Source organism: Streptomyces herbicida (genome assembly GCF_032656585.1).
GTDB lineage: Bacteria > Actinomycetota > Actinomycetes > Streptomycetales > Streptomycetaceae > Streptomyces > Streptomyces herbicida.
This window is the reverse complement of record NZ_JAUYWJ010000003.1, coordinates 171650-186414: the sequence shown is the minus strand read 5'-3', so window position 1 is coordinate 186414 and position 14765 is coordinate 171650. Positions and strand designations below refer to the sequence as shown.

The following is a 14765-nucleotide window of genomic DNA, read 5'->3' as shown; positions in this document are numbered from 1 at the left end:
TCGGCCGTCCGATACCTCCATCCCACGGAGTCGGTCGGGACGGGGCGCCTCAGATGTCCTGCATCAGATGCTCTGGGCGCGCTCGTCGTGCAGGTTGTGCATGCTGTGCAGGTTGTGGATGTACCCCGTGTGGTGGACCTGACCCGGGGCCACGGAATCGGCGACACCCGCCGCGCCGTTCACGGCGTGCCCGGCGAGCGGGGTGGCGGCGTGGACGGTGCCGGCGGCCAGGTCCTGCCCGAAGGGCGCGGCCTGCCCGGCGACACCGCGGGCGAACGGGTCGACCTCACCGGTCACACCGTGCGCGAACGGGGCGACGTCGCCCGTCACGCCGTACGCCAGCGTCGTGGTGCTGCCCGCGACCGGCTGCACCGTCCGGGTGACGATGTCGGCGACGGGCTGCACGGCACCGGTCACCCCGTGCGCGAACGGCGGGACCTCTTCCGCCACGCCCTGCCCGAAGGGGCCCACCTGCCCGGTCACGCCGTACGCGAGCGGCGGTACGGCACCGACGACGCCGCCCGCGAAGGGGTGGACGTCGCCCGCGACGCCGTACGCGAGCGCCTGGGCGTCCGCCACCGCCTGCCCGGCGACCGGCGCGACCCCGTGCACGGCGGTGCCGGCGACGGGCGGCAGCACGGCCTGCGTGCCGTCCTGGGCGGCCTGGCCGACCACCCCGGTGGCGTACGGCTGCGCGTCCGCGACGACCCCGCCAACGGTCGGCCGCACGTCCGCAACGGCACCCGTGGCGACGCCCTGCACACCCGTGACGGCACCCCCGGCGGCCGGCTGGACGCCGTGGACCGCACCACCCGCGACGGGCTGGACGTCGGCCACGACGCCGTACGCAAGCGCGGTGGCGGCGTCCACGGCGTGACCGGCGACGGGCGTCACCCCGTGCACGGCACCGGTGACCACCGGCGTCACCCCGTGCACCGCGCCCGTGGCCACGTCCCGTACGCCCGCGACCGCGCCCCCGGCGACCGGCTGGACGCCCGCCACGGCGTGACCGGCGACCGGGACGGCTCCGTACACGGCGCCGGCGGCGACCGGCGGGACGGCCTCGGCGGCCGCCTCGTACGCGACCGGGGTGACCGTGCCGGGAACGGCCGTCACGGTGCCGGTGAGGTGCGCGGGCACGGAGGACACGGAGGCCCGGGCGGCGGCCGTGGCCCCGGCGGCCCGGCCCTGGACGCCGTTGAGCGCGCCCTGGCCCGTGCGGCCCGCGGTGGCGACCGTCTGCGCGGCCTTCGTGCGTACGGCTCCGTCGACGCCCTGGGCCTGGCTGCGGGCGGCCGCCTGGAAGGCCTGGAGCTTGGTCTGGGCGGCGGCCAGGGCCTCCTCCACCTCGGGGGCGAAGGAGGAGAGCGGGCCGAACAGGTAGTCGATCTCGTCCTGCGGGGAGGCCGCGTCGGAGACGGTGGCGGTCGCCTCCGCCCTCGCCCCGACGGCCATGTGGTCGGTCGCGGCCTTCGCCGCACGGGCCGCCCGGGCGCCGTTGACGGCCTGGGCTCCCCTGACCTTGGCGGCGGCCGGGACCTTGGCGTCGACGTAGCGGCGGGCCTGGTCGGCGGCGGTGGTGGACGTGCCGGTGGCGGTGTGGGCGGCGGTGGCGGCCGTCTGCCCGGCCTCGGCCGCCCTGCTCCGGGTGTCGGACACGGTGGACTTCGCCCCGGCGGTGGTGTTCGCGGTGGTGTTCTGGGCCGTCGAGGTCACGCCGCCGGTGACACCGGTGACCGTGTCCTGCGCGTCGGACACGACCCCGTCGACCGTGCCGGTGAGCCCGGAGGTCGTGTCGGAGACGGACAGGGACGAGGCGGGCAGTTCGTCGGCGCTGGCCACGGTCGAGCCGAGCGCCCACGCGCCGGTCACTCCGGCGGCTATGACGATGGAACGGCGGATGTTCTTGTTCATGCGTGCGTCAGATCCTTAAGGGATTCCCGGACGTCGGAGCCACAAGGGCTGCGAGGACGCCGGAAGCGCGACTGGGACTTGGGCCGTCCGGACTTCGGAGGGGTGTCCGGACGGTCGGGCAGACCTGTTCCGCCCCCGCGCGACAGGTCCACGGCGGGGAGGTGGCCGTGGTGTCCTAGCCGGGGAAGACGGGAATGTCCCGGTGCCTGTCCCGGGTCCCGGCCACGTCGACGCGCGCGGCGGCACCGGGCGCGAGCCGCACGGGCGCCCGGTCGTTCAGGGTGACGGCGTGCGCGTCACCGTGCCTCGGAGAGCCGTTGTCGACCGCTGATTTGCCCGGTGCGTCGCCCTGGTCGCCGGTGGGCGCGGGCCGGCTCGGGGCGGTGACGGGGGCCGCGGCACGACGGCCGTCGGCGTGCGCCGCGGAACGCGGTGCGGGGGTGGCGGCGGTGAGGTCCGGTCCGCACGCGCCGCTCCTCGCGGACTTCGGCGTACGGGCCGTTGCGCCCCGGACGTCTTCACCGGACGCGGCCGTCGGCCGGGCCGCGCCGTAATGCGTCGTCCCGGGTGCCGAGGTGACCGGCGCCGGCAGCAACCGGCCGGGCGGCTCGGACATTCCGGGGAGTTCGGGAAGCCCGGGCAGCGGGGGTGTCGCGGGCAGCGCCGGCAGTGTGCCGCGCACCGAGTCCAGTTGCCGTGTCACTGCCCCCACCAGGTCCCCGGCCGGCCGCGTGGCACGACGGGGCAGGGACGCGACGGCTTCGTGGTCCGCCGCGGGCACGGCATGTGCCGCACGGCGACCGACGTGCTCGACCGGAGCGGTGACCGGGGCGGCAACCGCCCCCACGACACTCTTCGTCGGGGCCTTCGGCGCAGTGGCCCGCGCCGCGTCCGTCACGGCCGACGACACGGATGCGACCGACGTGGCGGAAGTGGCCGACGTGCCCGACAGCGTGCCCTCCGCGGCGTGCGCCTGCTCCCCGCAGAAAAGTCCGAGCGCGAACAGACCGGCCACCAGCAGACCCAGTTGCAGCGCACGCCGTCCCGCCGCCGTGCGCAACACGCGCACGCCGGTGACGGGCTGGACTGCAGATGAGGTCAAGAGGGGAAGGGTCCTCCCGTGCGGCGGAACACGTGACGAGTTGGCACATCGCGGGCGTGCCCGATCCTTGCACGGTACGCCCGAGGTTGCGCAAGCCCCCTGTTACCGATGGGTAGTCATGTCCCTTTTACCGCCTGGCGTCACACGGTGTCCGGTATCGGAAGGGGGCGCTTCTCGATCGCCGCCGCCATCACGTCCGGGAACAGATCGGGCGTACAGGCGAAGGCCGGCGCCCCCAGGGCGGCGAGCGCGGCCGCGTGCTCCCGGTCGTAGGCGGGCGCCCCTTCGTCCGACAGCGCGAGCAGCGTGACGAACTGCACCCCGGACGCCTTCATCGCCGCGACCCGCTTCAGCATCTCGTTCCGTATGCCTCCCTCGTAGAGGTCGCTGATGAGCACCACCACCGTCTCGGCGGGCCGGGTGATCTGAGACTGGCAGTACGCCAGCGCCCGGTTGATGTCCGTGCCGCCGCCGAGCTGGGTGCCGAAGAGGACGTCGACGGGGTCGTCGAGCTGGTCGGTGAGGTCGGCCACGGCCGTGTCGAACACCACGAGCCGGGTGCTGATCGACCGCATGGAGGCGAGCACGGCCCCGAACACCGACGCGTAGACGACGGACGCCGCCATCGACCCCGACTGGTCGATGCAGAGGATGACCTCCTTCTTCACGGATTGGGCGGCGCGCCCGTACCCGATCAGCCGCTCCGGCACGACCGTCCGGTACTCGGGCAGATAGTGCTTGAGGTTGGCCGCGACCGTGCGGTTCCAGTCGATGTCGTGGTGGCGCGGCCGGTTGACCCGGGCGCTGCGGTCGAGGGCGCCGGTCAGGGTGGCCCGGGTGCGGGTGACGAGCCGCTTCTCCAGGTCTTCGACGACCTTGCGCACGACCGCCCGTGCCGTCTCCTTGGTGGTCTCCGGCATCGCCTTGTTGAGCGAGAGCAGCGTGCCGACCAGGTGCACATCGGCCTCCACCGCCTCCAGCATCTCCGGCTCGAGGAGCAGGGAGGCAAGGCCGAGCCGGTCGATGGCGTCCCGCTGCATGACCTGGACGACGGAGGAGGGGAAGTAGGTCCGGATGTCCCCGAGCCAGCGCGCCACCGACGGCGCCGACGCCCCGAGCCCGGCCGAACGGTCCCGCCCCGTCTGCGGTTTGTCCCCCTTGCCGTAGAGCGCGGCGAGCGCGCCGTCCATCGCGGCGTCCTGCCCGGACAGCGCGCAGCCGGTTCCGTCGGCCGCGTCGCCCCCGAGCACCAGGCGCCAGCGCCGCAGCCGCTCCTGGGCCGGCTCCACCAGTTCGGCCGTCATGTCCCCACTCCCGCAAAGTAGTTGTCGCCCGTGTCAGCTGCGTCGTCGTCCAGCCCGAGCAGCAGCCGTACCAGTGGCAGAACGGCGTCCGCGCGCACGGCGTCCAGTTCCGCGGCGAAGCCGGGCAGGCCACCCGCCCGGTCCAACGTGCTCCCCCGTTCCGCCGGCCCGCGCCGCACCAGCTCGCCGAGCGTTCTGCGCACTCCCGGCTCGTAGGCCGAGAAGGTCCGCCGCAGCAGCGGCAGTACGTCGGTGAACGCCTCCGCCGGCACCCCGGTCAGCCAGGTGTCCACCAGCCCGAGCAGCCGCTCGTCGTGGACGAGCAGCATCCCGCCCCCGCCGCCTCCGACGAACCCCTCGATCCACGCGGCGGCGACCGGCGGCGCTGTCCCCGGCGACAGCACGAGCCCCATCAGCCGGGCCGCCTCGTCCTGCCCCAACTCCCCTTCGTCCAGCAGCAGCCGCACGGCACGCCCCCGGATGACACCGGGCACGGTGTCCCGCCCGGTCAGGGCACCGAGCACGGAGCGCCAGCGGGTACGGAGGTGGCCGTGTCCCGTCGTGGAGGCCTCCCCCAGCAGGCCCACCGCCCCGTGCACGTCGTCCACATGGCGCCGCATCTCCTCGGCCGCGTCCGGGTCCAGGGCGGCGCAGGCCGGGGGCAGGCCGACGAAGATCCGCTCGGCGAGGCCGGCGGCGACCTCGGCGAGGGCCACCGTGTCGGTGCCGCGCACATCGCCGTAGCGCAGGGAGCGGACCAGGGCGGGAAGCGCCTGGGCGAGGTGGCCGACGTCGGCGTCGAGGGCCGCGCGGTCGGCGAGCACCCGCATCACCACGGGGAGCGCGTTCGGCAGTTCGGCGAGCAGACAGCGTTCGGCCAGTGCGGTGACCTCGGCGAGGGACTGCGCGGCCACGGCGTCTGCCTCAGCCTTGGCGGTCGCGGCACCGAGCACCGTCGTGCCCCAGACCCCGGCTTCGGCGACCCGCACCGACAGCTCCGGCTCCCAGCGCAGCCGCCAGGTCTCCCGGAACGTGCCCGTACTGCCCCGCGACTCCCTCGGCTCGCCCCACCCGACGCCCAGCAGCCGCAGCCGGTGCAGCAGCCTGCTGCGCCCGGCGTCGGTCTCCTTGCGCAGGTCGAGCTCCAACTCCCGCTCCAGCGCCTCCGGTTTGAGCCGCAGCCGACGCTGCAGCCGGGCCAGGTCCCGCTGCAACGGCACCGCGGGTGCCGCGTCGGGCACCTCGCCCAGCAGGTCTCCCACCACCAGCCGGTCGTGCACCAGGGCCAGCGGCACATCGGAGCCGTCGCACATCACTGCCCGCACGGCATCGGTCGTCTCGCTCAGCCCGGCCAGCGGGCGGCCGCGCATCGCGGCGAGCGTCTGCGCCAGCCGCACCGCCTCGATGACATGCGCCGAGGACACGATGCGGTCCTCCTCCCGCAGCAGCCGGGCCACCTTGGTCAGCCACCGCTCGACCGGACGGTCCGGCGCGCCGAACAGATGCCCGTACCAGCCCGGTGAGTCGATGCCCGCCCCGTACCCGCTGGACCGGGACAGCCTGCGGTGCGTCCACGGCACCCAGGTCATGGCCACCTTCGCCTTGGGCAGCCCCTTCAGCAGTGCCCGGTCGGCGGCGACGGAGGCCTTCTGCCGCAGGGCGGGCACGTGCCAGGCCCCGCACACCACGGCCACGGAGTCGGCGAACTCACGCCGGGCGGCACGCAGTTGCAGCCGCATATGGGCCTCTCGCACGAGGTCCCGGGCGTGCCCGCCGGCGCCGTACGCCTCCCGCAGCGCCCCCATGGCCTCCTCGAGCGCGGCGAACGGCGCGAGCGCCGCGTCCAGGTGCTCGGAGTTCTCCGCGCCACGGTGTTCAGTGCCACGGTGTTCAGGGCCCTCCGCGCCGCGGCGCTCGGTGGTCCCCGCACCCCGGTGTTCGACGACGTCCTCCCACCAGCGTTCGGGATCGTCGTAGCCTCCGGTCTCGGCGAGCACGGCGATCGGGTCGACGCGGACGTCGGCCCCGGGCGCGGGCCCGATGTCGGCACCGGGCGTGGGCTCGTCGTCGGCCCCGGCTCCGGGAGGCTCTCCCTCCTCACTCCCCCACGCCAGCGTGTGCGCGGCCGGCAGGTCGATGAAGCGGGCCGGGACCCCGTGCTCCAGGGCCCAGCGGATCGCCACCCACTCGGGGGAGAACTCGGCCAGCGGCCAGAAGGCCGACCGTCCGGGCTCCTCCACGGCGTGTGCGAGAAGCGCGACCGGAGGGCGCAGGTCCTCGTCGGCGGCCAGCGGGATCAGCGCGTCGGCCTCGGGCGGCCCCTCGAGCAGCACCACCCCCGGCCGGGCCGCGTCCAGCGCGGCCCGCACGGCACGCGCCGACCCGGGCCCGTGGTGCCGCACCCCGAGCAGCAGCGGCCCGGAGCCGAACGCCCGCCCCCACTCGGAGTCGCTCACGCGCTCACCTCCCGGCAGGCCCTGTAGAAGTCCTTCCAGCCGTCCCGCTCGCGCACGACCGTCTCCAGGTACTCCTGCCACACGACGCGGTCGGCCGCCGGGTCGCGGACGACGGCGCCGAGGATGCCCGCGGCGACATCGGCCGGCCGAAGCACGCCGTCGCCGAAGTGGGCGGCCAGCGCAAGGCCGTTGGTGACCACGGAGATCGCCTCGGCCGTGGACAGCGTGCCGCTGGGCGACTTCAGCTTTGTACGGCCGTCGGTGGTGACGCCGTCGCGCAGCTCGCGGAAGACGGTCACCACGCGGCGGATCTCGTCCATGCCGTCGGGCACGGCCGGCAGGTCGAGGGAGCGGCCGATCTGGTCGACACGGCGCGAGACGATGTCGACCTCGGCGTCGGCGCTCTCCGGCAGCGGCAGCACCACCGTGTTGAAGCGGCGGCGCAGGGCGCTGGACAGGTCGTTGACCCCGCGGTCGCGGTCGTTGGCCGTCGCGATCAGATTGAAGCCGCGGACCGCCTGCACCTCCTGGCCCAGCTCCGGGATCGGCAGCGTCTTCTCGGACAGGATCGTGATCAGCGTGTCCTGGACGTCGGCCGGGATGCGGGTCAGCTCCTCCACACGGGCCGTCATGCCCTCGGCCATGGCCCGCATGACCGGACTGGGCACGAGCGCGTCGCGGCTGGGGCCGTGGGCGAGCAGCTGCGCATAGTTCCAGCCGTAGCGGATCGCCTCCTCCGGGGTGCCGGCCGTGCCCTGCACCAGGAGCGTCGAGTCGCCGCTGACGGCGGCGGCCAGGTGCTCCGACACCCAGGTCTTGGCCGTGCCGGGCACACCGAGCAGAAGCAGTGCGCGGTCGGTGGCGAGTGTGGTGACCGCGACCTCGACGATGCGCCGCGGGCCCACGTACTTCGGCGTGATCACCGTGCCGTCCGGCAGCGTGCCGCCGAGCAGATACGTCGCCACCGCCCACGGCGACAGCTTCCAGCGGGCCGGGCGCGGGTGGTCGTCCTGGGCCGCCAGCGCGGCGAGTTCGGCGGCGAACGCGTCCTCGGCGTGCGGCCGCAGCGCCTCGGCCGGTTCCTTCACGAGTGCTTCGGCTGCTTCGACTGCCTGCACGGACGTCGGTTCCACGGACACAGACATGGCTGAGGCCCCCTCCAGCTCGGCCGGTTCGGTCTGTCACCAACCGTGCACCACGCCACTGACAATCGGTTCTGACCTGCGCAATCACCGCACCAGGGCCGATTGTCAGTGGCGGGATCTACCTTCGATGGCATGACTCAGCAGGGGGTGCGCTGGACCGCGGACCAGGTGCTGGCACTGGCGCCTGACGTCGCGTCACGCAAAGCGGGAAGCAAACTCGGCGCGGCCGGGCCGTGGTCCGAGGCGGGGAGTTCCGACGAGGGGACGGTGTGGGGGCTGTGCAAGGGCAGCGGCAGCAAGCCGTATCAGACGGTCGTCGACATCGCGGACGCGGCAGGTCCGGCGTACAAGTGCTCGTGTCCCAGCCGCAAGTTCCCGTGCAAGCACGCGATCGGGCTGTTGCTGCTGTGGGCGGGCGGGGACGGTGCGGTGCCGGCGGCCGAGGCGCCGGACTGGGCCGAGCAGTGGATCGCGGGCCGGAAGAAACGCGCGCAGGAGAATAGGGAGTCGAGCGGTGGGGGTTCCGGATCCGGGTCCGCCGATCCCGAGGCGGCGCGGCGCCGGGCCGAGCGCCGGGCGGAGCGGGTCACGGCGGGGGCGACCGAGCTGGAGCAGCGCCTGGCGGACCTGTTGCGCGGCGGCCTCGCCTCGGCGGAGCAGGCGGGGTACGGGCTGTGGGAGGAGACCGCGGCCCGCATGGTCGACGCACAGGCGCCGGGACTGGCTGCTCGGGTAAGGGAGTTGGGGGCCATCGCGGGGTCCGGGCCGGGCTGGCCCGTGCGGCTGCTGGAGGAGTGCGCGCTGCTGCATCTGCTCGACCAGGGCTGGCTGCGCCGTGAGCGGCTTCCGGACGGCCTCGCGACGACGGTGCGTTCCCGCGTCGGCCTGCCCGCTTCGGCGGACGGCCCGCCGGTGCGCGACCGCTGGCTGGTCCTCGCCCAGTACGACACGGCGGACGCGAAACTGACCACGCGCCGGATCTGGTTGTACGGCGCCGAGTCGGACCGCGTCTGCCTGCTCCTCTCCTACGGCGCGGCCGGCCGGGCTCCGGAGCCGGCGCTGCCGGTCGGGCTGGTCCTGGAGGCCGAGCTGTCCGCCTATCCCGGTGCGGGACAGCTGCGAGCGGCCCTGGGCGAGCAGTTCGCCCCGCCCGCGCCGGCCGCGGTACGGCCCTTGGGGGTGACGCCGGCCGGGGCGGCCGCGCGGTACGGGGAGGCGCTGCGGGACGACCCGTGGCTGGACGCGGTCCCGGTGACGCTGGACCGCGTCATACCGACCCCGGACGGGGACTCCTGGCAACTGGCCGACGCCGACGGCGACTCGGCGCTGCCGCTCAGCCCGGCCGCCCGCTCCCGCCCCGGCCTGTGGCGGCTCGTCGCCCTCTCCGGCGGCACACCGGTCAAGGTCTTCGGCGAGTGCGGCCACCGCGGCTTCACCCCGCTCACGGCATGGCCGCAGGGAGCGGGAGAGGCGGTGCCGCTGTGCTGAGGGGGCCCGGCACCACAGGACGACCGATGGAGAGGGGCGTTGTATGAACGGGAACTCGGCTTCCGCGAGGTCCGCGGGTGCGGCGGGTGCCGCGGGCGTCACGGGCATCGAGGGCGTCACGGGCGTCACGGACGCCCCAAGGGCCCCAAGCACCTGGGAGGAGCTCGTCACCACAGCACTGCTCGGCACGGACCGGCGCGCGCCCGTCGGCCGTGCGCCCGGGCGGGAGGCGCCGGTCGTGCTGCTGGACGCGGCGGCCGTGGAGACCGTGCGGCGGCGGGCAGGGCTGCGTCCGGCACAAGCCGCCCGGCGGCCCGAACCGGCCGCCGAGGACCCGCGCCCCCCGCTGCCCGCCGCGGCGGCCCGCAGGCTCGCGATGCTGCTGGCCGACCGTCCCGGCACGGGCGGCGGCCGGCGGGGCACCGCGCCGGACCTGATGGAGTTGCTGCCCCAGTGGCTCGCGGCGGCGAACGCGCGAGGGTTCGCCGCACCCCCGCAGACCTTGCCCGCACTGCTGGACGCGGCCCGGGGGCGCACGGACCTGCGGCCGGCGGCGCTGGCGTTCGCGGGACCGCGGGCGCTGTGGCTGGCCCGGCTGAACCCGGACTGGCGCTTCGCCCTGCGCGCGGCCCCGGGCGGCGGGACGTCACTGCCGGACCCCGATGACGACTCCGCCGCCGACGCGGTGCAACGGCAGTGGCAGGAAGGGCTGTTCGCGGAGCGGGTCGCCCTCCTCGCCGCGATACGGGCACGCAGACCCGCGGCCGCGCGCGAACTGCTGGCCGCGACCTGGGCCACGGAGCGGGCGGAGGACCGCCTGATGTTCCTCGACTCGCTGCGCATGGGGCTGTCGGCCGCCGACGAGCCCTTCCTGGAACAGGCGTTGGGCGATCGCAGCCGCAATGTGCGGGCGACGGCGGCGGAGTTGCTGTCCGCGCTGCCTGGCTCGGCGCTGGCCGCGCGGATGGCGGTGCGGGCCGGAGCCTGCGTGGCCGTGGACCACACGCGCGACATTCCGACGATCGCGGTCGAGGCGCCGCTTGAGTGCGATACGAGGATGGAGAGAGACGGTGTCGTGGCCAAACCTCCTTCGGGTAGAGGGGAGCGATCGTGGTGGTTGGGCCAGTTGGTGGAGTCGGCGCCGCTCGGATCATGGCCGGGGCGGCTCGGCGGTCGTACGCCGCAGGAGATCGTGGCACTGCCGGTTGCGGACGGCTGGCAGGGCGAACTGCATGCGGCGTGGTGCCGGGCCGCGGTGCGGCAGCGGGACCCCGAGTGGGCCCGGGCTCTGCTCGGAGCGCCCTCGGCGCCCGAGGCCGGAGGCCCGGGAGCGGTCTCCCTGGCGGAGCGGGCGAAGCTGCTGGGCACGCTGGACACCCGGGAGCGCGCCGAATGGGTGGCCGGCTTCATCGCGACGCACGGCTTGTCCGAGGCGTTCCAGCTGCTCGGGGTGTGTGCCGTGCCCTGGGCCCCGCCGCTCGGCCGGGCGGTGGTGGATGCGCTCGACATCGCCCGGGAAGCGGGGAGTTACCCGTGGAGCTTCAGCGGGGTGATGGGGCTGGCCGAGCGGTGCCTGGATCCCGCGGAGGCTTCGCGACTGGACGGGCTGCTGGCGGTGCCGGACGAGAAGGAGGACGCGTCGCCCGGGGCCGGGGGCTACTGGGCGGAGGCGTTCCAGCGGCTCATGACCACCTTGCGACTGCGCGCCGCGATGGCGGACGAGTTGCGGGTGACGCCGGAGCCGGGGGCACCGCGGGTGCGCTCAACCGCACCCGCGCGGTGATCCTCGTCGACCCGGCGCCGCAGGGACTACGCGCCGGCGGGCTGGCGGACGTTCTGCCGCACCCAGTCCACGATCGAGGCCGTGGTGGCCCCGGGCGTGAAGATCTCGGCGACGCCCTTCTCCTTGAGCGGCGGGATGTCCGCCTCGGGGATGATGCCGCCGCCGAAGACCAGGATGTCCTCGGCGTCCCGCTCCTTGAGGAGGTCGATGACCGCCGCGAAGAGGGTGTTGTGGGCACCGGAGAGGATGGACAGACCGATCGCGTCGGCGTCCTCCTGGATCGCCGTGTCGACGATCTGCTCCGGGGTCTGGTGAAGTCCGGTGTAGATGACTTCCATACCGGCGTCGCGCAGCGCACGCGCGATGACCTTGGCCCCGCGATCGTGGCCGTCGAGCCCCGGCTTGGCCACCACCACGCGGATCGGTCCGGCTGCCACACCCATCACTGCCTCCATGAAGCGACTACATCCATCCGTACCGACAAGTACCGCACATTCCGCGCGTTCCGCCACCCGCCGCGAAGTGAACGAACGTTATCTCCAGCATCTCTCAACCGGCAGTTTCACGGTGGTGACCGAGGGGGAAATCACACGGTGGGACACGTTCGGGAGCCGCAGCGTGGTCCGCGCGGGCACGAAAGGCACACAGGGCAGGTAAGGCACGACAGCGGGGAGCCTCGTCGCCACGCCGGCAGGACGCCTCGTCAGGTCATCGGCGCCGCATGCGCCGCACGCCTCATCCATCCCGCGGGTGCCGCTCGGGCACCGGCGGCCGCCCCCACCGCGGCGACCCATGAGGGCACACGGGGGATCGGGCCGTCCTCCTGCGTGCCGACAGGAGGTCGGCCATGAAGGTCACCAAGGCGCTCGAGCCCCTGGTTCCGATCTGGCAGCAGCTCCTGCCAGGCAGACTCAAGGGGCTCTCCATGACCCTCCTCAAGGCGACCGCGCTGGAGATCGCGATCCTGGCCGGGCACATCGCCCTCTATCCCACCGGCATCACACAGGAGCGCCACTCCCCCACGCATGCAGCGCCCCTGCCGGACGGCACCGCGCAGCTGCCGACCACACCGGACCCTCCAGTCGTCCTGCTGCACGGCTTCATCGACAACCGTTCGGTCTTCGTCCTGCTGCGCCGCAACCTCGCGCAGCACGGCAGGCAGCGCATCGAGTCGCTCAACTACTCACCGCTGACCCGGGACATCCGCACCGCGGCCGAGCTGCTCGCCCGGCACATAGAGGAGATCTGCGAGCGCACCGGCAGCCCGCAGGTCGACATCGTGGGGCACAGCCTCGGCGGACTGATCGCCCGCTACTACGTGCAGCGGCTCGGCGGTGACCTCCGGGTCCGCACGCTGGTGACGCTCGGCACCCCGCACTCCGGCACCCGGGTCGTCCCGCTGGCGAACGCGCATCCGATCGTGCGCCAGCTACGCCCCGGTTCGGACGTGCTCGAGGAGCTGGCCGGGCCGTCGCCCGGTTGCCGTACGCGCTTCTTCTGCTTCTGGAGCGACCTCGACGCCCTGATGGACGAGCCGGAGACCGCCTGTATCGACCATCCCGACCTTATGGTGCAGAACATACAAGTGATGGGAATCGGGCATCTCGCGCTTCCCGTCCACCCGGCCGTAGCGGCCGGGATACGGCAGGCACTCGACTCCGAGCACCCGGAGGTGGAGGTCGCCAGGCCGGCCGGCGGGCTGACCGTGGCGTGAGAACAGGGCCGTAACAGGGGCATAACGGGGCGAGTCCGGACGGCGCAACAGCCGCCCGGACTCGCCGACTTAGCGGGACCGGCAGACAGCCGGGCGTCGAACAATCTTCGAACACAAAGCCAAACCCGCGTCCTTGGTCCCCCGAAACACGGCCGAATGCCCGTTTCCTTCGGGCGCGAAACCTTCCGAAGATTGTCGTGCCCGCATACCGCCGGGTACAGTCGCCGCACTGCTCTGGCAGCCCCTGTTGTCGAGGCGAAAGAGAAGTTGGTGAACGACCGTCACCCGTCGGGGATCATGACCACCCCGGCTCCGGCTTCCGATGCCGCCTCGGCGCCCTACGCGTCGTACGGCGGGCAGGAGGCCCAGTACGGCGACTTCACCACGTACGCGGGATACGGCGCGGACGGCTATGCCACCGGTGCCCACACCGCCGCCTCGACCTTCGAGACCGACCCGCTCTTCGGCCACCTCCCTGGCGGAGGTCACGCCACGGGCGCGTACGACGCCACGCAGTGGCAGACCAGCGGCCACCACACGCCGAACTACGACCCGTACCCGGCCCAGCACCACGCCACCTATGACAGCGGCGCCTACGACAACCCCGCCTGGACGATCCCCCATCAGGCCACGGGGAACGACATCAGCGGCCAGTGGGACGCGAACGCCTGGCTCCAGCCCGAGCAGCACACCGGCGGCGCCGACCCGACCCAGCAGTGGGAATGGGGCACCCAGGCCTTCGAGACCGGTGCGTACGACGCCACGCAGTGGAACTCCGACGGCAGCGTCGTCACCACCGAGCCCGAGCAGCAGGCCGAACCCTTCGACCAGCAGGCGACCGCCACCTTCGACCAGCACTCGTACGAGGATCCCGCCCGCGAGGAGCTCGGCTACGAGCACTACGAGGATTACGAGGACGACGCCTTCGAGGGAGCCGTCCCGCACGAGGACGAGTCGACTGCCACGGGCGAAATGCCCGCAGTAACGCCACTGCTGGACGATCAGGAAGAGATCACCCCGGTCCCGGCCACGCGTGCGGGCTCACGCGGCGCGACACGTTCCCGCCGCCGTACGCCCCCCAAGCGCTCCGCGCTGCTGACCGTGGCCGTGCCTTCGGTCTGTGTGATGGGGGTGGCCGGGATCGCCGCCGCCTCCGTCGGCAATCTGAACCTGATCGGCGGCGGCAAGGACACCAGCGCCTCCGCAGCGGAGACGAAGTCGGTGAAACCGTCCGCCGCCAACAACCAGCTGGACACCCAGCTGGAGAGCCTGTCCGCCGGCGCCGACGACTTCGCCGACCGGGCCAGCCGGACCCAGGAGCGCATCGACCTCAAGGCGCAGCAGGTGGCGCAGCAGAAGAAGGCTGCGGCCGAGGCGGCCCGCAAGGAGCGGCTGCGCCCGAAGTATGTGCTTCCGGTCCTGCAGAAAGGGCTCAGCGCCTATTTCGGCCAGGCGGGCGTGAACTGGATGTCCGTGCACACGGGCATCGACTTCCCCGTCTCGTACGGCACGACGGTGATGGCCGCGACCGACGGCACGGTCCGCACCCAGTGGAACAGCGCCTACGGCAACATGATGATCGTGACGGCCAAAGACGGCACGGAGACCTGGTACTGCCACCTCTCCAGCTACCGGGTGGCCTCCGGTACGAGCGTCAAGGCCGGCGACCCGATCGCGTACTCCGGCAACTCGGGCAACTCGACCGGCCCGCACCTGCACTTCGAGGTCCGGCCGGCGGGCGGTTCGGCCATAGACCCGCTGCCGTGGCTGCGCAGCCATGGCCTGGACCCGACGTAGGTCCCCAGCCTCCTCCACGAGTGAATGAGCCTCCGCCGGACCGGCGGGGGCTCATCGCGTGG

General features: G+C 73.6%; 10 protein-coding genes. 4 read left to right on the top strand and 6 right to left on the bottom strand.

Annotated elements, in window-relative coordinates:
* Window positions 1–63: 63 nt before the first annotated feature.
* The 5 genes from Q8A52_RS07925 to Q8A52_RS07905 all read right to left on the bottom strand — a co-directional run bounded on the left by Q8A52_RS07925 (window position 64) and on the right by Q8A52_RS07905 (window position 7921).
* Window positions 64–1914, bottom strand: coding sequence for a hypothetical protein (locus tag Q8A52_RS07925; protein WP_316747525.1), 1851 nt, complete (start codon window positions 1912–1914; stop codon window positions 64–66).
* A gap of 175 nt (window positions 1915–2089) precedes the next feature.
* Window positions 2090–3016 (bottom strand): hypothetical protein, encoded by a 927-nt coding sequence (locus Q8A52_RS07920; RefSeq protein ID WP_316747523.1) that lies wholly within the window; start codon window positions 3014–3016, stop codon window positions 2090–2092.
* Between the two features lie 140 nt (window positions 3017–3156).
* Window positions 3157–4320, bottom strand: a complete 1164-nt coding sequence (locus tag Q8A52_RS07915) for a VWA domain-containing protein (RefSeq protein ID WP_316747521.1) — start codon at window positions 4318–4320, stop codon at window positions 3157–3159.
* Complete coding sequence (locus tag Q8A52_RS07910; RefSeq protein WP_316747519.1) at window positions 4317–6776, bottom strand: DUF5682 family protein; 2460 nt, start codon at window positions 6774–6776, stop codon at window positions 4317–4319. The genes Q8A52_RS07915 and Q8A52_RS07910 overlap by 4 nt, the downstream gene beginning before the upstream one ends.
* Entirely contained in the window at window positions 6773–7921 is a 1149-nt protein-coding gene (locus Q8A52_RS07905) for an ATP-binding protein (RefSeq protein WP_316747518.1), read from the bottom strand. The genes Q8A52_RS07910 and Q8A52_RS07905 overlap by 4 nt, the downstream gene beginning before the upstream one ends.
* Window positions 7922–8053: 132 nt before the next feature.
* On the opposite strand from Q8A52_RS07905, the gene Q8A52_RS07900 reads away from it, so the two are divergent.
* The gene (locus tag Q8A52_RS07900; RefSeq protein WP_316747516.1) at window positions 8054–9409 is read left to right on the top strand and encodes an SWIM zinc finger family protein; all 1356 of its coding nucleotides are present in this window, start codon (window positions 8054–8056) and stop codon (window positions 9407–9409) included.
* 43 nt (window positions 9410–9452) lie between these two features.
* Window positions 9453–11192, top strand: a complete 1740-nt coding sequence (locus Q8A52_RS07895; protein ID WP_316747514.1) for a DUF5691 domain-containing protein — start codon at window positions 9453–9455, stop codon at window positions 11190–11192.
* Window positions 11193–11218: 26 nt separating this feature from the next.
* On the opposite strand, the gene Q8A52_RS07890 is transcribed toward Q8A52_RS07895, so the two are convergent.
* On the bottom strand, window positions 11219–11635 hold the full coding sequence (locus tag Q8A52_RS07890) for a cobalamin B12-binding domain-containing protein (protein WP_316747512.1): 417 nt from the start codon (window positions 11633–11635) through the stop codon (window positions 11219–11221).
* Window positions 11636–12039: 404 nt separating this feature from the next.
* On the opposite strand from Q8A52_RS07890, the gene Q8A52_RS07885 reads away from it, so the two are divergent.
* Together Q8A52_RS07885 and Q8A52_RS07880 are read left to right on the top strand one after the other, a co-directional pair.
* A complete protein-coding gene (locus Q8A52_RS07885; protein WP_316747510.1) occupies window positions 12040–12906 on the top strand; it encodes an esterase/lipase family protein in 867 nt (288 codons plus the stop codon).
* A 270-nt stretch (window positions 12907–13176) separates the two neighbouring features.
* Window positions 13177–14703 carry a M23 family metallopeptidase gene (locus Q8A52_RS07880; RefSeq protein WP_316747508.1) on the top strand — a complete coding sequence of 509 codons (1527 nt, stop codon included), beginning with the start codon at window positions 13177–13179 and terminating at the stop codon, window positions 14701–14703.
* The last annotated feature ends 62 nt before the right edge of the window (window positions 14704–14765 follow it).

Excerpts from the sequence above, each read along its gene's own strand:
- Q8A52_RS07895 (WP_316747514.1), top strand. The coding sequence starts at position 9,453 with ATGAACGGGAACTCGGCTTCCGCGAGGTCCGCGGGTGCGGCGGGTGCC.
- Q8A52_RS07900 (WP_316747516.1), top strand. The coding sequence starts at position 8,054 with ATGACTCAGCAGGGGGTGCGCTGGACCGCGGACCAGGTGCTGGCACTG.
- Q8A52_RS07905 (WP_316747518.1), bottom strand. The coding sequence starts at position 7,921 with ATGTCTGTGTCCGTGGAACCGACGTCCGTGCAGGCAGTCGAAGCAGCC.
- Q8A52_RS07925 (WP_316747525.1), bottom strand. The coding sequence starts at position 1,914 with ATGAACAAGAACATCCGCCGTTCCATCGTCATAGCCGCCGGAGTGACC.
- Q8A52_RS07885 (WP_316747510.1), top strand. The coding sequence starts at position 12,040 with ATGAAGGTCACCAAGGCGCTCGAGCCCCTGGTTCCGATCTGGCAGCAG.
- Q8A52_RS07915 (WP_316747521.1), bottom strand. The coding sequence starts at position 4,320 with ATGACGGCCGAACTGGTGGAGCCGGCCCAGGAGCGGCTGCGGCGCTGG.
- Q8A52_RS07890 (WP_316747512.1), bottom strand. The coding sequence starts at position 11,635 with ATGGGTGTGGCAGCCGGACCGATCCGCGTGGTGGTGGCCAAGCCGGGG.